Annotated in this window: 17 protein-coding genes and 2 tRNA genes; 5 read left to right on the forward strand and 14 right to left on the reverse strand. The window is 67.4% G+C overall.

The features are described 5' to 3' along the window. The first annotated feature begins 137 nt into the window (after positions 1-137). The 3 genes from FFS15_RS00830 to FFS15_RS00840 all read left to right on the forward strand — a co-directional run bounded on the left by FFS15_RS00830 (position 138) and on the right by FFS15_RS00840 (position 1,773). Positions 138-1,526, forward strand: coding sequence for a M23 family metallopeptidase (locus FFS15_RS00830; RefSeq protein ID WP_249353612.1), 1,389 nt, complete (start codon positions 138-140; stop codon positions 1,524-1,526). 65 nt (positions 1,527-1,591) lie between these two features. Then, positions 1,592-1,663 (forward strand) — tRNA-Thr (locus tag FFS15_RS00835). A gap of 36 nt (positions 1,664-1,699) precedes the next feature. After that, positions 1,700-1,773 (forward strand) — tRNA-Met (locus FFS15_RS00840). On the opposite strand, the gene FFS15_RS00845 is transcribed toward FFS15_RS00840, so the two are convergent. The 11 genes from FFS15_RS00845 to FFS15_RS00900 all read right to left on the reverse strand — a co-directional run bounded on the left by FFS15_RS00845 (position 1,771) and on the right by FFS15_RS00900 (position 12,482). Beyond that, the gene (locus tag FFS15_RS00845) at positions 1,771-2,787 is read right to left on the reverse strand and encodes a site-specific integrase (RefSeq protein ID WP_137843105.1); all 1,017 of its coding nucleotides are present in this window, start codon (positions 2,785-2,787) and stop codon (positions 1,771-1,773) included. The two genes, FFS15_RS00840 and FFS15_RS00845, sit on opposite strands and share 3 nt — an antisense overlap. 45 nt (positions 2,788-2,832) lie before the next feature. Beyond that, positions 2,833-3,243, reverse strand: coding sequence for a hypothetical protein (locus tag FFS15_RS00850; RefSeq protein ID WP_137843106.1), 411 nt, complete (start codon positions 3,241-3,243; stop codon positions 2,833-2,835). Positions 3,244-3,569: 326 nt separating this feature from the next. After that, positions 3,570-4,868, reverse strand: coding sequence for a toll/interleukin-1 receptor domain-containing protein (locus FFS15_RS00855; protein ID WP_137843107.1), 1,299 nt, complete (start codon positions 4,866-4,868; stop codon positions 3,570-3,572). 170 nt (positions 4,869-5,038) lie between these two features. Then, the gene (locus FFS15_RS00860) at positions 5,039-5,275 is read right to left on the reverse strand and encodes a hypothetical protein (RefSeq protein WP_137843108.1); all 237 of its coding nucleotides are present in this window, start codon (positions 5,273-5,275) and stop codon (positions 5,039-5,041) included. Positions 5,276-5,286: 11 nt separating this feature from the next. Further along, positions 5,287-6,363 carry a replication initiator gene (locus tag FFS15_RS00865; RefSeq protein ID WP_137843109.1) on the reverse strand — a complete coding sequence of 359 codons (1,077 nt, stop codon included), beginning with the start codon at positions 6,361-6,363 and terminating at the stop codon, positions 5,287-5,289. Between the two features lie 141 nt (positions 6,364-6,504). Then, entirely contained in the window at positions 6,505-7,224 is a 720-nt protein-coding gene (locus tag FFS15_RS00875) for a copper homeostasis protein CutC (RefSeq protein WP_249353614.1), read from the reverse strand. Positions 7,225-7,226: 2 nt separating this feature from the next. Continuing rightward, a complete protein-coding gene (gene nagE / locus FFS15_RS00880; protein WP_137843111.1) occupies positions 7,227-9,155 on the reverse strand; it encodes an N-acetylglucosamine-specific PTS transporter subunit IIBC in 1,929 nt (642 codons plus the stop codon). Between the two features lie 28 nt (positions 9,156-9,183). Further along, a complete protein-coding gene (locus FFS15_RS00885; RefSeq protein WP_137843112.1) occupies positions 9,184-9,963 on the reverse strand; it encodes a glucosamine-6-phosphate deaminase in 780 nt (259 codons plus the stop codon). Between the two features lie 80 nt (positions 9,964-10,043). Continuing rightward, a complete protein-coding gene (locus FFS15_RS00890) occupies positions 10,044-10,865 on the reverse strand; it encodes an HAD family hydrolase (RefSeq protein ID WP_137843113.1) in 822 nt (273 codons plus the stop codon). Between the two features lie 45 nt (positions 10,866-10,910). Further along, positions 10,911-11,393, reverse strand: coding sequence for a DUF6326 family protein (locus FFS15_RS00895; protein ID WP_137843114.1), 483 nt, complete (start codon positions 11,391-11,393; stop codon positions 10,911-10,913). 51 nt (positions 11,394-11,444) lie between these two features. Continuing rightward, the gene (locus tag FFS15_RS00900; protein ID WP_212743089.1) at positions 11,445-12,482 is read right to left on the reverse strand and encodes an NAD(P)-dependent alcohol dehydrogenase; all 1,038 of its coding nucleotides are present in this window, start codon (positions 12,480-12,482) and stop codon (positions 11,445-11,447) included. Positions 12,483-12,601: 119 nt separating this feature from the next. On the opposite strand from FFS15_RS00900, the gene FFS15_RS00905 reads away from it, so the two are divergent. After that, on the forward strand, positions 12,602-13,276 hold the full coding sequence (locus tag FFS15_RS00905; RefSeq protein ID WP_137843115.1) for a TetR/AcrR family transcriptional regulator: 675 nt from the start codon (positions 12,602-12,604) through the stop codon (positions 13,274-13,276). 13 nt (positions 13,277-13,289) lie between these two features. On the opposite strand, the gene FFS15_RS00910 is transcribed toward FFS15_RS00905, so the two are convergent. Genes FFS15_RS00910 through FFS15_RS00920 form a run of 3 tightly spaced genes read right to left on the reverse strand, consistent with a single transcriptional unit; the run spans position 13,290 to position 15,620 of the window. Beyond that, positions 13,290-14,114 (reverse strand): NAD(P)-dependent oxidoreductase, encoded by an 825-nt coding sequence (locus FFS15_RS00910; RefSeq protein ID WP_171013029.1) that lies wholly within the window; start codon positions 14,112-14,114, stop codon positions 13,290-13,292. Beyond that, positions 14,111-14,959 (reverse strand): sulfurtransferase, encoded by an 849-nt coding sequence (locus FFS15_RS00915; protein ID WP_137843117.1) that lies wholly within the window; start codon positions 14,957-14,959, stop codon positions 14,111-14,113. Before FFS15_RS00915 ends, FFS15_RS00910 begins: the two co-directional genes overlap by 4 nt. Before the next feature lie 31 nt (positions 14,960-14,990). Next, entirely contained in the window at positions 14,991-15,620 is a 630-nt protein-coding gene (locus FFS15_RS00920) for a TetR/AcrR family transcriptional regulator (protein ID WP_171013030.1), read from the reverse strand. 85 nt (positions 15,621-15,705) lie between these two features. On the opposite strand from FFS15_RS00920, the gene FFS15_RS00925 reads away from it, so the two are divergent. Continuing rightward, positions 15,706-18,132 (forward strand): glycoside hydrolase family 3 C-terminal domain-containing protein, encoded by a 2,427-nt coding sequence (locus FFS15_RS00925; RefSeq protein WP_137843119.1) that lies wholly within the window; start codon positions 15,706-15,708, stop codon positions 18,130-18,132.

Consider the following 18,132-nt stretch of genomic DNA (forward strand, 5'->3'; position numbering starts at 1 on the left):
TTTACATGGCATTCTCAGGAGCTCCGGGGTAGTGTTTACCCGATCGTTACCTTCGCGGCCCGAACCGCGAGAGTGATTTCACGCCCCACCGACCGTACCGTTGCCCCCCGAGCGACACGACCGAGAGCTCTTTCCGCTTGCCTTTCGACGCCCTCCCGGCTGATCCTGCGCCCACGCGCCGTTCCAGCCGCACCGCCGCCACGCCTGTTCATGCGGCGCCGGCGACGCCGGGTGTCTCGCGCGCAGAACTCCGTCGCCGGTCGGCCGAGAGCGGCACCGCGCGGCCCACGGTCTGGGGTGCTGAGCGCGTCGTCACCGAGCCCGTCGCGGTTGCGGAGATGGTCGTTCCTGCCGAGCCTGTCGTCGTCGTGGTGGAGCCTGTCGTCGCCCCGGAGCCGGTGATCGAGCTTCCGGTCGCCGAAGAGGCCGTCATCGAGATGCCGGTCATCGAGGAGCCTCCCGCTACGGCCGCCGCGCCGCTGGGTCGCCGCGCGCGTCGCGCCTCGACGACGCTTCCGGATGCCGTCCTCACACCCGCCGAGCCGTTCGAACTGCTCGAGCCGGAAGCGGTGCCCGAGCCCGCCGTCGCAGAGGTGCCCGAGCCCGAGGCGGAGCCGGCCATGGCCGCAGGCTGGCAGGCGTCATCATCCGTCGACGAATTCGAGGCCGCCGCGCGCCTCTTCTCCTTCACCGGTGAGACCCCGGTGCAGACCGCGGCTGCCGATGCAGAACCCGCAGACGCCGAGCGCAGCTCGCACACCCACACCGCCCCGCGCCGCCCGCGTGCCTCGGCCGGATCGTCGTTCCGTCGCGTTGCTGCCGCATCGTTCTCGGTCGGTGTGATGGGCATCGTCGGACTCGTGACCGTCGGCATGACGATGCCCGCCGAGGCGGTCGCCGCCGCGAGCGGTGTCGACAACAGCGTGGTCTCGGTCATCGCGCCGCTCGACTCCGACCTCGTGATCGACGAAGACGAGATCCAGGCGTACGTCGCTCCTGCCGGCGCCGAGAACGACTCGCTTCAGCGCGCCGAGAACTACTCGACGACCACGACGGCTGAGCTCGCCTCCGAGGCGGGCATCCGCAACTTCTCGAACCTCTTCCACAACGACCCGAACTCCGCGATCCAGTGGCCCTTCGCGGTCGGCGTGACGATGTCGTACGGCTTCGGCTGGCGCTCGGGCCGCATGCACGAGGGCATCGACTTCACGCCCGGTGCCGGCTCGCCGATCCAGGCGATCGCCGACGGCACGGTCCGGGTGGCCTCTGAGGCCGGCGGTGCGTATGGCGTACACGTGATCATCGACCACATGGTCGACGGCCAGCTGGTCTCGAGCCACTACGCGCACATGCAGTACGGCTCGATGCAGGTGTCGCCCGGGCAGAAGGTCACGGTCGGCACGATCCTCGGCCGCACGGGCAACACCGGCCGCTCGTACGGGGCCCACACGCACTTCGAGATCCTCATGAACGGAACGACCGCGATCGACCCGTTCCCATGGCTCAAGGAGCACGCCGGCGGGTGACGCTCGATTCAGCAGGATGCCGCCGCTCTGGTATCCTCTTCTAGTTGCCTGCAGGCAGGCAGCACGCCCCGATAGCTCAGTGGCAGAGCACTTCCATGGTAAGGAAGGGGTCGTCAGTTCAATCCTGACTCGGGGCTCGCAGCATCCATCACATGTGACCGCGGATGCCGTACGGCAGGGTAGCTCAGTTGGTGAGAGCGCACGACTCATAATCGTGAGGTCGCGGGTTCAAGCCCCGCTCCTGCTACAGATCGAAGCCCCCGGATTTCCGGGGGTTTTGTCGTGTCAGACCCGTGTTTGCCGCGTGCTCACCCCCTCGAAAAGTGACCTCACGATTCGCGCCGTTGACCGCGTCGCGCACCGCCAGCGCTGCCTCCGTGCCGGAGATGTGGGTGTAGCGCTCGGTCGTCGTGATGGACGCGTGTCCCGCCACCTTCTGGATATGCGCCGGTGCAATGCCGTGGCGCGCCAGGCGAGACAGGAACGTATGCCGCAGGTCGTGGAACCGGAGCGGTTGCCCGTCCGCGAAGACCGCGATGTGATCGCGGATCGCATGCCAGCGCAGCGCCCGCGCAAGGTTGCCGCTGTCGAACGGCCCGCCGAGCTTGCCGGTGAACACGTGATCGTGTCCGAGTCCGCGCGCGGTGTCGAGCCACGGGGTGAGTTCTTCGAGGATCGGGACCTGCCGCGACTTGCCGCTCTTCGTCGGTCGCTCTTCGAGCCGACCGTGACCGTCGGGAGAGAACGTGCGCCTGACCGTCAGGTAGCCCTGCGACTCGTTCAGATCCTCCCAGCGCAGACCGACCAGCTCGCCGAGGCGCAGACCGGTGAAGGCAAGTCCAGCCAGCGCCCGCTGTCCGAACGGATGGAACGAGGTAAGCGCCAGCATCCGCCGCACTTGCAGATCGTCGAGCGCGCGCGACGTCCATTCCGCTTCGTGAGCCTTCCCACGCGTCCGGGGGAGCGAACGGCACGGGTTCGCGGGCAGTAGGCCATCCATGACGGCCAGCCCGAGGATCTTGGACAGCAGCGCGATCGCGTCGCCCTTTGTGGACTCCGAGCCGGACCAGAGCGCCTTTGCCTTCCCGATGGTGAGGGTGCGCAGTTCGGTGAGGGCGAGGGCGCCGAGCGTCGGCTCGACTCGGAGCGTCCATGCCCGTGCGTAAGCCTGGCGAGCGTTGGATGTGAGGCCGTCCTCGACGAGCGCACGGAACTCGCTGAAGAACTCAGCAAGGGTCGTCGCGTCGGGGTCTAGTCTCACATTTGAGACTCTATGGGTCGTTTGCTCGTAGTGTCAAGGATGAGACTACTCTGTTGCATCTTCCTCAGGCGCGGGAGGAGTCTTCGCCATCCCGCGAACGAAAGCCTCCAGGTCGACAGTCACGCCGGGGAACTCATAGACGTCGGGATGCTCGCCGAATACGGAGCGGAACGCCGAGATGCGCCGGTAGATCGTCGAACGACTCATACCTAGCGATTGCTGCAGACCGTCGAATCCGCCCAGCAGACGCCAAAGTAGCCAGAAGCCGAACAGGTCGGTTGCGGCTGAGGCGACCTGACCTCGTACAAGTCGCCTCAACCATGGGAAAGCTGCGTAGAGCGGCTTGTTTACGGCCTTGTTCGCGGAGTAGTACGCGCCCCATGCGCGCTCAAGGGCGTCTTTGGCGCGGCCCTCGCCCTCGGGGGATGCGCTGCGCTCCGATCGAAAGTCCGCCACAGTGTCCGCCTAGTCTCGGTTTCTAGGACTATCAGACTACGCGAGGCGCCGGACAAGTATCACTGCGTCGGGCGTTGCCAATGGGGATCGCGATCCCAAGGTGGTGTCTTGCCGACATTCTTCTTCGCTGTGACGTGCCATGCCGGGCACTGATCGCAGGGATACACCCGGACAGGCACGCGGGGATCCCCAGCACGCTTCAGGCGAATCCGTTCGAGCGCAACGCGCGCGGATGCTTGATCGGGATACGGGTTCTTTGTGCAGGCGTTCGCCACAGCCCAATCATCGCGTATCGGGCAGCGTCTCCCGAAATCTTCTACACAAGATCAAGCGGCTTCGCCCCCGGAACTGAGTGAGTCCCACTCCTCGATGATCTCGAATCCGTCCGCGATGTTGCGGACGGCAGTCTCGTACCGGCGGAGGACGGGGCGCAGATCGCGACTCAACTTTGCGTTTGCGCGTGCAGCATCAGCCGCACGATTCATTGAGTCACTTGCTTGCCGCGCCTGCTCGACGAGCTCGGAGAAGCTGGTCGAGAGCGTAGCGACCACGTCCTCCGCATTCTCATCGGTCGAGAGCTTGCTTAGTTCGAAGATCGCATGGACCGTGGGATCGATGCGGAGCAGTCCCGCGACATACTGACTGGAAAGCTCCTCGATCTCTTGCAGCTCCGGTTCGACGTCTCGCGCGAGTTCGCGCGCAATGACAATCTTTCGCGCGAATGCGTCGGGCTTCTTGTTCGCCGTGTTCATTAGGGCGGTTGCCGCTTGAAACTTCGCATTGAAGCGTTCCGCCGCGGGTGCTATCTGGCCCAGCGTTTGGCGCCAGGCCTCCATCGCCGGTTGCGCGTCGGCGACTAGGTCAAGCAGACCGGGCTCCTCGTCGTCGGGCACCAGCGCCGCCGTATCCGACATCGTCGCGGGCGGCGTCGGGACTTGATCGCCAGCGCCGCGGGCGGCTGGTTCGCGCGCCGGGGGCGCTTGGTCCGGTCGGGGCGGCCCCTCGTCCGAGGTTGGAGTACCGGCCTCGCTTCCACCAGCCGGTGTACGTGTGCCACCGGCCTGGTCGTCGCCGCCAGACGGCGTGAGTGTGCCACCGGCCTGGTCGTCTCTGCCGCCTGACTCGAGACGCGCTGTTAGCTCGACGAGCCGAGACGCGAGCCTGTGCACCGCTGCGCGATGCTCGGCAGAGCCCTCGTCCAGGAGGCGTAGCGCGTCCCAAGGCTCGTACTGCATCTTGGCGGCCGTCGCCTTCAGCTTGTCCGCGCTCTCCTCGCGCAGATCGGGTACCGGGATATAGCGCACAGAAAGCAAGAGCTGGTTCAGGCCGAGTGAGGTCGCCGACCGAACGAACTGTGATATCTCCTTACGGCACTCGTCGCGTACGAAGTAGGTGGGGGTAAGGATTGGAATAAAGAACGCTGTCTCTTGGAGCGCCTCTTCGAGCTTTTCTCGGAAGTCGTCGCCCCACCGAATCTCAACCTTGTCAGTAAAGATCTCAATCGTCGTCCCAGTCAGCAGCTCGAACTCGGCCTTCACCAAATCCGCGAGCCTCAAGATGCGGCCTTGCTCACGCTCGTTATCGGCGTGCGCGTAACTCCAGAATGCTTTCGCAGCAACTTCCATGCGCGCCACTGTACTGGGGATACCGCGCCGTCCCGGCTGCCGCCCTCCGCGCTTCGCGCTCCGGTTGCCCTCGGCATCGTGTCCCGGGCTCCTGTGCGTCGGGCGTCAACGGTCCGGTCCGGGCGCGCGCGTGCCGCACGCGGCACCGCTTCGCGCCGGATCCGTGCCGCTCACGCCCATTCGTACATGGACCATGGTGGCGCGATCTCCGACCGCACCGCGACCAGCGGATAGACCGAGAGCTCTGGCCAGACCAACAGAAACGCCTGTAGTGCCGCTTCCGGAGTGAAAGCCTGCCCTGTCACCCCGCCGACCGGGTCGCCCGGGCGACCGAAGGCGTCCTGCAGGTGAATCTCCCAGTCCGGCAGCGGCTCGCTGTCCGCGTGCGTGTGGTTCAGACACATCATGATTGTTCCTTTCATGGCGCGGACCAGCCCCGCGCGATCAACTCACGCCGCGACCGCGCCGCGAGGTCTTCCAGCGGGGGAGGCGAGAGCGCCGGCGCATCGTCGCCGGCCTCATCGCGCATCCGCGATTCCCACCACTCCCGCCGTAGCCGGCGCTGCACGGTACGTGTCAAGCCGGTGAACGACCAGCCCGTGCGGTTCCTCGTGCGCCGCGACGCGCTGACCACTTGAGAGCGCGACCCGTACCGCTTATGTACGAGGTTCATGCAGTCTTGCGGCTGACAGTCCCGGGCGCAGCGCATCCGGCGCGCAGCATCGCCGAGGGCGACCTGATGTCGCCACACGTCGATAGGCGCGTCCACGGACGCCGTGGCAACGTCCTTGAGCACGTAATTCAGCGCTTTGGACAGGTACCAAATGGTCTTTGCTCCGTCGCCGTCCGCGCGGAACGCATCACAGCGCGCTTGCTCGCCCCACTCGACGAGCACGCCAGCGTCTACCTGCGACACCGCCGTCGCACTTAGCGCAGCATCCCTCAGCACGCCAGGTGTTGGAGCCTCGAAGCGGGCAACCCGGATGATCGCGTGCACATGCAGCACGCCGCGGTCCTGCCACTCGCGGACGATGAAGTACTCGAGCGAGTCCCATCGATCACGCATCCGCCGTCGAGTCCGATCCCAAAGGAGACCCGCATCCCGGTTCCACGCGACTTGTCCCGCGTAGTCGTACATGTCGCCGTCGATCGGCACCCCTCGCAGCCCAGCATCCGTCGCGGAGTGTTCGACACCGCAGCTGCAGGCGCCGACCCGCTGTCCACCATCACGCGGCACGCGGTGCACCCGCCCGAAAGACGGAGCGGTGAGTGTCAGCAGGTAGAAGCGAAACTCCGTGACCGGCCCATCGAACACACCAGAGCGCGCAATCGCCGCCCAGTCATTGCGGTAGAGCTCCGCGCAGGACTCACACTTGGACTTAATCCGCGAGCCGCAGCGCACCCACACGCCCGTCGCCGTGCGGATGGGGGATGAGCACCCGCGCGCGACGACCGCAGCGCGCGCGGTGGCATCCTCTTCGGTAGTTGCTCGCATAGCGAGCGGCTACGGGCACACGCCTCATAATCGTGAGGTCGCGGGTTCAAGCCCCGCTCCTGCTACGGATGGCCCCGGAATCTCGCCGATTCTCCGGGGCCTTCTCTGCTCTTCGCCCCTGGTACGAGGCGGCCCCGAGCGTCAGCGCCTGGCCTGGCGCACTGCCTCGGCTACGAGTTCCGCGCTCGTGACGTCATGCCCGCTCGCACCGCCGCCGGGCCCGGACGGAGCATCCGTGCCCGAGCGCCGACGCGCGGAGAGGTGCACCGCGTCTACACCGGCAGCGAAGAGGGCGGGGATGTCCGCCGCGGTCACACCGCCGCCTGCCATCACTTCGATGCGGCCGGCGGATGCCGCGGCGAACTCCGAAAGGAGCGCGATCCCGTCAAAGCTTCGAGCAGCGCCCCCCGATGTGAGGACGCGGTCCGCTCCTTCCGCGATCACGGCATCGAACACCGCTCGCGGGTCGGTGCTCGCGTCGATCGCCCGGTGAAAGACGATGGTCGCGTCACCCGCGGCGTCCCTCCATCGGCGCATCGCATCGCGATCCAGCCGACCGTCCCGGGCGAGTGCGCCGACCACCACGCCGCCGGCACCCCGCTCCACGCACGCCCGGATATCGGCCTCGACAACCGCGACCTCCTCCGTGGAGTACACGAAGCCACCGGGGCGCGGACGCACGAGCACGTTCACGAGAAGCGGGTCGACGGCGTCGAGCACCGACTCGAGGATGCCGAGCGATGGTGTGAGGCCTCCGGCCTCCAACGCCTGGCACAGCTCAAGCCTGTCGGCTCCGGCGTCGAGCGCAGCACGCGCACCTGTGGCGTCCTGAACCGCGATCTCGATGGTAGGTGCGCCCACGGTCACTCGGAGAATTCGATCTGCGCGTCCTCATTGTTGAGCACGATCACCGGGGTGATCGCCGGATGTCCGGCTGCTGCGATCTTCCGAAGGTCGAACTCCAGCAGCGGTGTGCCCGCTGTCACGCGGGCGCCCTTCTCGACGAGCGTCCGGAATCCGTCGCCCTTCATCTGGACCGTGTCGATTCCGACATGGATGAGCAGCTCAGTTCCGTCGTCGAGCACCAGCGCGACGGCATGGCTCGTTTCGAATGTGGCGCCCACAGTGCCGTCGGCAGGTGCCACGACGACGCTCCCTGTGGGTTCGATCGCGACGCCCGGGCCCATGATCTCCTGTGCGAACGTCGGGTCCGGTACAGCGCTCAGCTGCACCACCGTGCCCGCGACCGGCTGACGGAGGGTGATCGTCGTCCGGGTCCTGGTTCCTGTCGCAGTATCGCCGCCCTGCGGTCCGGGCTCGGCATCCGCGGTGGGCATCACGACCTCGCCGGACATCACGCGCTCCATCGCATCCTTCACGAACTGCACGTTCGTGCCGTAGACCACCTGCACGGAGTGGCCGCCGGTCTTCATCGTGCCCGCCGCGCCTGCGCGCTTGAGAGCGACGTCGTCGACCTGCGACACATCCGCGATCTCCATGCGCAGCCGTGTCGCGCAGTTGTCGAGGTCTGTGATGTTCTCCTTGCCGCCGAGCGCATCGATGAATCGCACCGCGGTCATGTTGTAGGCGTCGTCCTTCGAGTGGGTGTCGAACTCCGTGCCGTCGCCGAGGATGTCGTCGTCCTCGCGTCCCGGGGTCTTGAGGTTGAACCGCTTGATGAAGAAGTAGAACACGGCGAAGTAGATGAAGAACCAGAAGACGCCCATCACGAGGATCAGCCATGGATTCTGCGCCATCGGGTTCATCCAGTTGAGGACGAGATCGACGAAGCCTCCCGAGAACCCGAAGCCCATCCGCACCGGGAGGATCTCGCTGATCGCCATCGAGATGCCCATGAAGACCGCGTGCACGAGGTACAGCACCGGTGCGAGGAACATGAACGCGAATTCGAGCGGTTCGGTCACGCCGACGAAGAACGACGAGACCGCGCCGGCGAACAGGATGCCGTACGCGAGCTTCTTCCGCGTGGTCTTCGCGGTGAGATACATCGCGAGCGCGGCACCGGGGAGACCGAACATCATGATCGGGAAGAACCCCGTCATGTACTGGCCCGTGACGCCGTAGGTGCCTTCGCCCGACAGGAAGTTGTTGAGGTCGTTGATGCCCGCGACGTCGAACCAGAACACCGAGTTGAGCGCATGGTGCAGACCCACCGGGATCAGGAGCCGGTTCAGGAAGCCGTAGATACCTGTTCCGAGCGGCCCGAGCGTGACGATCCATTCGCCGAAGACGACCAGTCCGCCGTATACGAAGGGCCAGATGAAGTAGAGCGCGGTGGCGACGACGAGCGAGACGCCGGCGGTGACGATCGCGACGGAGCGCTTGCCGGAGAAGAACGACAGCGCATCGGGCAGCCTGGTGTCCTTGAAGCGGTTGTAGCAGTAGGCGCCGATCAGTCCGCAGATGATGCCGATGAAGACGTTCTGCACCCGGAGGAACGCCGGGTCGACCTCGTTGACATTGGCGACTCCCGTGTAGAGCGCCACCGTCTCGGGCTTGAGCAGTGTCGTCACGACAAGCCACGACACGAGGCCTGCCAACGCAGATGTGCCATCGGACTTCCGAGCCATGCCGATGGCGATGCCGACGGCGAACAGCAGCGCCATGTTGTCGAGCAGGGCTCCGCCGGCTGCGCCGAGGAACGCCGAGAAGGCGTTGGGACTCTGGCCGCCGTTGCTGATCCAGTAGCTGAGCCCGGACAGGATCGCCGCAACCGGGAGCACGGCGACCGGAAGCATGATCGACCGGCCGAGTCGTTGAAGGAATTTCATGCTGCTTCTCCTCTTTGAGACGGGGGCCTCAGAGACCCTGCCAGGCTGGCTTGTTGTCGTAGGCGTATCGGTAGTAGTCGAGGTGACGCAGCCTCGAGGCTGCGGCCTCGTCGACGACCACGGTCGCGTGCGGATGCAGCTGGATCGCCGAACCGGGCAGCGACGACGTGACGGGGCCTTCGACAGCGCCCGCGACGGCAGCAGCCTTTCCTACCCCGAATGCCAGCAGCACCAGGTGCCGTGCGCGCAGGATCGTGCCGAGTCCTTGAGTGACGCAGTGCATCGGAACCTGGTCGATCGAATCGAAGAAGCGCGCGTTGTCGCTGCGTGTCTGGGCCGTCAGCGTCTTCACACGGGTCTTCGACGCGAATGAGGAGCCCGGCTCGTTGAATCCGATGTGCCCGCCGGTGCCGATGCCGAGGATCTGCAGCTCGATCCCGCCCGCGGCGAGGATCGCGGCTTCGTAATCGTCGCCCGCGTGTTCGATCCCCTCGGGGGAGCCGTTCGGGGTGTGGATCAGCTCGGGGGTGAGGCCGAGCGGCTCCACCACCTCGCGTCTGATCACATTGCGGTACGTCTCCGGATGCCGTGGGTCGAGCCCCACGTATTCGTCCAGGGCGAATCCGCGCACACGCGAGACGTCCACTCCTTGCAGGCGCGAAGGGAGCGCCTCGTAGACGGGGGTGGGTGTCGAACCCGTCGCGAGTCCGAGTACGACGTCCGGTTGACGGCGAATCAGCGCCGCGATCTCGTCGGCGATCAGGGCGCCGGCAGCCGCCTTCGAGTCCACGACCACGACTTCCGCCATCGAGCACCCCGCCTCTGCGGCGACAGTGCCGCGATCGGCCCAACGATAGTGGCTTCCTCGCTCGCGCGCACCAGAAATCGTCACCCGCCGATGAGTCCGTGGCGGACGAACGCGTTCAACACGCCGTCGTCCGTGACGCTCGTCGTGACCTCGTCTGCGAGGGCTCGAAGCGCGGCATCCGCATTTCCCATCGCGATGCCGACGCCGCACACCTCGAACATCTCGACGTCGTTCCAACTGTCGCCGACCCCGATCGCATCATCTGCCGTCGCGCCGAGGTATGCGAGCACCTCGAGGATCGCGGAGCCCTTCGTGGTCCCGAGCATCCCGATCTCGCCGTTCGAACCTGCGGGCAGCGGCATGCTTCCCGGTACGACGTGGAACGCATGCCGCAGGTCTGACTGTGCACGGGTGACGGCATTCGCGTCACTGCTCAGGAAGACGGCCTTCGCCACGTGCGCGCGGTCCATTGTGGCGATGTCGTGCAGGTGCGGCGCCGAGTCGGGGGCGTGCGACGCGAACAGGCGGCGGTGCAGTTCGTCGAAGACGGCCCGCACCTCCGCGTCCGCATACGCGCCACCGTCGGTCTGAAGGAGGTAGCGGATGCCGGCAGATTCGAAGTACTCGATGAGCTCGTGCACAGCGGGCAGCGGCATGGGCCGGGCGACGACGGTCGCATCGCCGACGGTCGCATAGGCGCCGCCGTTGGACACGACCCCGTCGAATCCGATCACCCGGACGACGGGCGGCACGTCGCCCGAGGACCTGCCCGTGCTCAAGAACACGAGATGTCCAGCGTTCCGTGCGGCGCGGATCGCGTCCACCGTGGACGGAGCGATCGTTCCATGGTGGTCGAGGATCGTCCCGTCGACGTCGAGGAAAGCGATACGGCGTGAGTTCACAAGCACCCATTCTTCCCCGGTGGCGGGCTTGTCGTCTCTCCCAACTCAGGGAACAGTGATGCCCCGTTCGGACGCCGGATCGGTGATGACGGCGGAAGTTCGCGGCCACCTCCAGGCGGCGCGCAGGATGAAGGCCAGGAGCAGCACCTCGATGCCGATGGAGATCGCGTAGAAGGCGGCCCACTCCCAGGTCGTACCCGCCGCGTTGAAGATCGAGTAGGGGATGAGGAGCGATGCGACGACGAGGTTCGCGGCGCGGTTCGCCCGGGCGGGCAACGTCATGGAGAGCATCACCATGAGAGCCGGGATCGAGACCGACACGAGGAAGATCGTCAACAAGGTCGAGCTGATGTCGAACCTCCAGATGAGGCCGTTCAGGATGCCGTCCACGACGCCCGGCTTGTAGAAGTTGAGGATGTCGACGTAGATGTAGAGAAACATGAAGCTGGCCCATGCGGCGGCGAGCTTGGCCTGCACGGGTATCGGTCGGCTGTCGAGCAGGTTAGTGGTTGTCGTTCGGGTGGTCATCGGGTCTTCTTTCGTCGAGTCGGCAGAGGTGGATCGTTCTTGGTGCGGTCGTCAGACGGTGATGACGACCTTCCCTCGCGTGTGGCCGGCCGCGACGTAGCGGAGCGCGTCGGCGGCTTCGTGGAGCGGGTAGGTGCGATCGATGAGGGGCACGATCTGCCCGGTCGTGAGCAGGTCGGCCAGGGTGAGCAGATCCTGGCGCTTCCCGATCGACGTGAAGGGCCGGAGGCGCTGCCGTGTGAACCCCGACAGCATGCGCGCCTTGGCGATCCGCCCGAGCGGGCCGATCCAGCGTCCGCCGCGGCCGCTGTTGGGGATGAGGGTCCCGGAGGGCGTCAGCGCCCGGCGCACATCCGCCAGGGGCTGGGCTTCCACGTTGTCGAGGATGACGTCAAAGCGCCCCTCGTCACGGGTGAAGTCGGTCGTCGTGTAGTCGATGACGTGGTCGGCGCCGAGAGATCGGACCACGTCGACGTTGCGGGTGCTGCAGACGCCCGTCACCTCGGCACCGAACGCCTTGGCGATCTGCACGGCGAATGAGCCCACGCCGCCCGACGCGCCCGTGATCAGCACCGTCTGTCCCGGTCGAACGTTCGCGATGTCGCGCAGTGCCTGCAACGCGGTGATGGCCGACGTGGGCACGGCTGCCGCGTCCTCGACCGGGAGCTCGGCAGGCACGTGCGCGAGGTTCTTCGCCGGGACGCAGGCGTACTCCGCGAGCGCTCCCGCGGTGCTCCACCCGAACACCTCGTCGCCGGGGCGGAAGGTGGTGACGTCCGTCCCGACTGCGGTCACCACGCCGGCCAGGTCCATGCCGGGGATGCTGTGGCGTGGACGACGGAGCCCGAATGCCAGGCGCACCAGATACGGCTCACCGGTCATGACGAAGCAGTCGCCGGGGTGCACCGAGGCCGCGCCCACCCGGACCAGCACATCGCCTCGTCCGACCAGCGGTAGTCCGACCTCGGAGACCTCGAGCACCGAGGGCGGGCCGTAGCGGTGCTGAACGACAGCGCGCATCGTCTGCCCGGCCGGACTCGCGCCCGACCCCGGGCGTGCTCCGGCATGCGAGCGCTGTTCGATTTCCACAGATGCCTCCTAACGGTCGAGCTGCGACTCTTCGCAGGCTCGTACACTGTACGTCGTACACCGTACTATGGGGCGTACACTGTACGGTTGTCAAGTCATCCCGAGCGAAGGAGATACCCGTGTCCGGCAGGGAGCAACGTCACGGCGCGCCGGGGGCCGGGCTGAGCAAGCAGCGAGTGGTGGCTGAGGCGATCCGGCTCGCCGACGGCGAGGGAGTCGACGCTCTGACCATGCGCCGGCTTGCCGACGCTCTCGGCGCGGGCGCGATGTCGCTCTATCACTACGTGGCGAGCAAGGACGAGCTGCTGGACGCCATGATCGACATCGTGTTCGACGAGATCGAGCTCCCGCCCGATGGCACTGAATGGCAGTCGGCGATGCGGCGACGGGCGGCGTCCGCCCGACAGGTTCTCGCACGCCACCCGTGGGCGATCGGCCTGATGGAGTCGCGGACGTCTCCGGGGCCCGCGAATCTCCGATACCACGAAGCGGTCACCGCGTGCCTCCGGAGAGCCGGCTTCTCGGTCGTGATGGCGACGCACGCCAACTGGCTTCTCGACAGCTATGTCTACGGGTTCGCGCTGCAGGAAGCCAGCCTGCCGTTCGACACCGCAGATGAGTTCGCCGACATGGCGGAGGACGTCTACCTGCCCCAGCTTCCTCCGGACGAGTTCCCCTACCTCAACGAGTCCGCCGCAGCGCTCGTCGCTGCCGGATTCGATCCGGCGGAGCAGTTCATCTTCGGCCTCGACCTCGTCCTCGACGCTCTCGAGCCGCTGCGAACCTCCGCATAGCGACGCGCAGACGTCAGCGACGCCGCCACGAGCGTGTCGCATGCCATCCGAGAACGACGGCTGCGCGTGAGGTGTCGAATCCGCTCGCGTGGCCGGGGAAGTCCCTGTGGCGAGCAGCGGCCCCGAGGTGGCGGTCCAGCAAGTCGTCGGTCGGAGTTTCCGAGAGCGTGTCGTCGCTTGCGATCACCACCGCCTCGTAGCCCCGGTGCTCGGGTCGAGGCTGCAGTGCCAGGACGCATGCTCGAGCAGCGTCCTCGATGTGGATCCAGCCCCACAGGCTCGCGGCACCGTCTGCGTCGCTGCGGGTGTGTGCGATGTGTTCGGCCTCGCTGGAGGTGAGGATCCAATGGGGCCTCAGCGCCGTGACGGTCATTCCTCGTCGGGCGTACATCGCGCCCATGCGCTCCGTGAAGTCTTTCGTCAGCGCGTAGGGGTCGACGAAGTCGAGCGGCGTCGACTCGTCCACCGGGAGGGTCGAGAAGAGGAGCGGCTCAGGCGAGAATGACGTCCCGTGGATCGCACCGCTCGAAACCAGCACCGCGGTGCGGATGCCGGCCTTCCACGCCTCCTCGAGTGCGTTGAAGCACGCCATCGTGTTGTTGCGAACGAGCTCACTCGGCTCGGTGTGCTCCGGGGTCGGGATCGCAGCGCAGTGGATGATCGCGGTCGCACCGCGCATCGAGCGCGCAACCTCGTCGGCATCCGTGAGATCCACGGGGGACGATCCCTGCAGGTCAGCCTCCAGGACCCGGGCGCCGGCCGCGCGCAACTGGCGGCAGACCTCGCGCCCGAGCTTGCCCCGCGCACCACTCACCCAGACCACCGGGGGTTCGGTCACGGCATCGGTCCCGTCGCGACAGGGCGGCCGGGCGTGTTCGACCACTGGCTCCACGAGCCGGGGAACACGGCGACATCGACGCCCACGACCGCGCCCGCGAGCGCGAGATGCGCAGCCGTCAGCCCCGAGCCGCAGTAGGCGGCGACGGGGGCACCAGCGGTCACTCCGGCACGGGCGAGGGCTTCACGGATCGCCCCGGCATGTGCGAAGCCCTCGCCGTCAAGATAGGCCCCCGCGGGCAGGTTGACGGCTCCGGGGATGTGCCCCGCGATCGGGTCGTACGGCTCGGTCTCGCCTCGGTACCGTTCGGGCGCGCGCACGTCGAGCAGAACGCCGCGGGCCGGCCAGGACTCCGCATCGTCGATCGTCGCGATTCCTCCGCTCAGCTCTTCGAGTTCGATGGAGCCGCGCGCGGGCACGACATCGCCCGCCTCGAGCGGAAGTCCGGCCGCCGTCCATGCCGACAGACCGCCGTCCAGCACGCGCACGCCGTCGACCCCGGAATGCGTGAGCAGCCACCATGCCCGCGCCGCAGACACCGAACGATAGTCGTCGTAGACGACGACGGAGTCGCCGGCACGGAGACCCCAGCGGCGCGCGGCATCCTGGAGCACCTCTCGCGATGGAACCGGATGACGCCCCTGCGACGGTTCGCCGTGCGTGGCGAGTTCCGTTTCCATGTCGACATACACCGCGCCGGGAAGGTGCCCGTCACGATGGTCGACTCGGCCATCGGGCTGCTCGAGTCGATACCGCACATCGAGCAGACGGATGCCGTCACCGGCCTCGAGGCGGGCGCGGAGCTCGTCCACGGAGATGAGGGGGGAGGCCGCAGAGGTCGCCATACCGCCATCATCACACGCCGGAACCGGCGGGTCAGGCTGACTCGAGACCGAACGCCTCTCGCAGCGCGCGGGCGACCAGCGCAGGTATGTCCAGCTCGCCCGGGTGCAGCGCGTCGTAGACCTGCAGGCCCTCCCACGTCGCGAGGAAGACGGCGGCGCCCTGCTCCGGAGTGAGGCCGTCGTCTCCGACCGCGCCGGCTTCGCGCTGACGACGGATCATCGACGCGATGAGGTCGCGTGCGATGCGATGGCGCTCCTGCAGGTGGGGCCGAGCGGGGTGATCCGCGGCACCCGCCTCCGCTGACATCACCGAGAGCAGCTGAACGAGACCCGGAACCGCTCGGTTGCGCTCGGCGGTCGCCGTGAAGCCGTCTACGAGCATCTCGGCGGTCACTTCGGCCGGCGCCTCCGCCGGCACCGACGCCGTCAGGTTCTGGGCATCCTGCCACTCGAGAACCGCGAGCAGCAGCATCGTCTTGTTCCCGAAGTGGTGGAGCAGGGTCGAGTGGTCGATGCCCGCCGCCCGCGCGATGCCACGCACCGAGGCGCCGTGGAACCCCTGCTGGGCGAACGCCTCGGCGGCTCGCTCGACGATCGCGCTCTTCGTCGCGCGACCGTTGACGTAGCCCTCGACACGTTGCAGCCACTCGCCGTCTGACACTCGTCTCGCCCCTTCGCTCCACGAATTCCACCACATGGTGGAATTCAGTTACGATAGCACCTGCGTTGTCCGAGGAGGCACTCCCATGAACGAAAGCGTTCGGCACCTGCGTGAGCAGATGACTCTCACCGAGAAGGCGTCGCTGACCTCCGGGGCGAACTTCTGGAACACGAAGCCCGTCCCGCGCCTCGGCATCCCGTCGATCATGCTGACCGACGGCCCCCATGGCCTGCGCAAGCAGGGGGGAGCGGCCGACCACCTGGGTCTGAACTCCAGCATCCCCGCCACGTGCTTCCCGACGGCTGCGACCCTCGCCAACAGCTGGGATGCTGAGCTGCTGCACCGCGTCGGCGAGGCGCTCGGCGACGAGGCCGCAGCCGAGAGCGTGAGCGTACTGCTCGGGCCGGGGCTCAACATCAAGCGAAACCCGCTCGCGGGCCGCAACTTCGAGTACTTCTCCGAAGACCCCCTCGTCTCCGGTGCGCTGGCCGCCGCGTTCATCCGCGGTGTGCAGTCCCGAGGGGTCGCGGCATCCGCCAAGCACTTCGCCGTCAACAGCCAAGAGACCCACCGCATGAGCATCGACGAGATCGTCGATGAGCGTGCGCTTCACGAGATCTACCTCGAAGGCTTCCGCCTCGCGATCACCGGCGGCGACGCGTGGACCGTGATGAGCTCGTACAACAAGGTCAACGGCACCTACGCGAACGAGAACCGCGAACTGCTCGACGGCATCCTCCGCCGACGCTGGGGCTTCGACGGCCTCGTGGTCACCGACTGGGGCGGCAACAACGACCGCGTCGGCGGCCTCGTCGCAGGCAACGCGCTCGAGATGCCGTCGACCGGCGGAGTCACCGACCGCGAGGTCGTGCGCGCCGTCGAAGGCGGGACGCTCGATGCGGCCGTCCTCGATGCCCGCGTCGACGAGGTGCTCGCGCTGATCGAGAAGACCAGTCCGCGAGGCGCCGCGCCGGCCGACCTCGACGCCCACCACGAGCTCGCGGTCGAGGCCGCACGCCAGTCCATCGTGCTGCTCGCGAACCGCGCCGGCACCCTTCCGCTCGGACCCGGGGCCGGCCGCATCGCCGTCATCGGCGACTTCGCCGAGACCCCGCGATTCCAGGGGGCGGGCAGCTCGCTGGTCAACCCCACCCGGGTCGACTCGGCGCTGGACGCGCTGCAGGCCGCGGGTCTCGACATCGTCGGCTACGAGCCCGGCTTCGCGCGGAGGGATGCAGCATCCACTCGCCTGCGCCGACGTGCGCTCGCCCTCGCAGCCCGAGCCGAGGCCGTGCTGCTGTTCCTCGGCCTCGACGAGTCGGCTGAGGCCGAGGGCGTGGACCGTGCGCACATGCGCCTCGCCCAGAATCAGCTGACCCTCGCGGAAGACCTGATCGCTCTCGGCAAGCCGGTGATCGTCGTTCTCGCAGGCGGGTCGCCGGTCGAGCTCCCCTTCGCTGAGCGCGTCGACGCCATCGTGCACGGCTACCTCGCCGGGCAGGGCGGCGGCCGCGCGATCGTCGAGGTGCTCACCGGCGTGGTCAACCCGAGCGGCAGGCTCGCCGAGACTTATCCGCTGCGCTACGCCGATGTGCCGTCGTCGAAGGCGTTCACGAAGACCGAGGCGACCAGCGAGCACCGCGAGAGCATCTACGTCGGCTACCGCTACTACGACAAGGTGGGCGCCCCCGTCCGGTACCCGTTCGGGCATGGCCTGAGTTACACCGCATTCTCGTACGCCGACCTCGTCGCCGACGCCACGACCGCCCGCGTCACCGTCACGAACACCGGTGATCGCGCGGGCGCCGAGATCGTGCAGTTCTACGTCGAGGCTCCGGATGCCGCTGCCGGAGTGTTCCGCGCGCCGCGCGAGCTGCGCGGATTCGTCAAGGTTCGCCTCGAGCCGGGCGCGAGCGCGACCGTCGACGTCGCCCTCGCCGAGCACGCGTTCGACGTGTTCGACGTCGCCGCGGGCGACTGGCGTACGGTCGCGGGCTCGTACGCGGTGCTCGCCGGAGCGTCTTCGCGCGACATTCGGTTGAGCGCGTCGGTGGAGATCGCCGGAGACACGGGGTCCGAAGCCGACACCGCGCAGCTGCCGCACTACGTCTCGGGGCACGTCGAGCAGGTCACCTCCACCGAATTCGAGGCCCTCCTCGGCTCACCCCTGCCGACGCCCGACTGGTCGACAGGGCGCGCGCTCACTCGCGACGACATCGTCGCGCAGACGAAGGGCCGCGGCGGCTTCGGAGGACTGCTCTACTTCCTGATCGACACGAGCAGCGACGTGCTGATGCGGCTCCGGCGCCCCCTGGCGGCGAACAACACCCGCTTCGTGCTCGACCTGCCGTTCCGCTCGATCCCGCGGCTGTCGGGCGGAAAGTTCGACGACGACATGCTCGTCGGCCTGCTGCTCATGGTCAACCGTCGCTTCTTCCGCGGCGCGCGCCACCTGATCGGTGCAGCCCTGCGGCTGCGCGCACGAAACTCCCGAAACCCGAAAGCGAACTGA

This window comes from Microbacterium sp. 2FI, assembly GCF_005502885.1.
GTDB lineage: Bacteria > Actinomycetota > Actinomycetes > Actinomycetales > Microbacteriaceae > Microbacterium.

Coding starts and splice junctions, on each gene's coding strand:
- FFS15_RS00855 (WP_137843107.1), bottom strand. CDS start 4,868: ATGGAAGTTGCTGCGAAAGCATTCTGGAGTTACGCGCACGCCGATAAC.
- FFS15_RS00860 (WP_137843108.1), bottom strand. CDS start 5,275: ATGATGTGTCTGAACCACACGCACGCGGACAGCGAGCCGCTGCCGGAC.
- FFS15_RS00865 (WP_137843109.1), bottom strand. CDS start 6,363: ATGCGAGCAACTACCGAAGAGGATGCCACCGCGCGCGCTGCGGTCGTC.
- nagE (WP_137843111.1), bottom strand. CDS start 9,155: ATGAAATTCCTTCAACGACTCGGCCGGTCGATCATGCTTCCGGTCGCC.
- FFS15_RS00885 (WP_137843112.1), bottom strand. CDS start 9,963: ATGGCGGAAGTCGTGGTCGTGGACTCGAAGGCGGCTGCCGGCGCCCTG.
- FFS15_RS00895 (WP_137843114.1), bottom strand. CDS start 11,393: ATGACCACCCGAACGACAACCACTAACCTGCTCGACAGCCGACCGATA.
- FFS15_RS00915 (WP_137843117.1), bottom strand. CDS start 14,959: ATGGCGACCTCTGCGGCCTCCCCCCTCATCTCCGTGGACGAGCTCCGC.
- FFS15_RS00925 (WP_137843119.1), top strand. CDS start 15,706: ATGAACGAAAGCGTTCGGCACCTGCGTGAGCAGATGACTCTCACCGAG.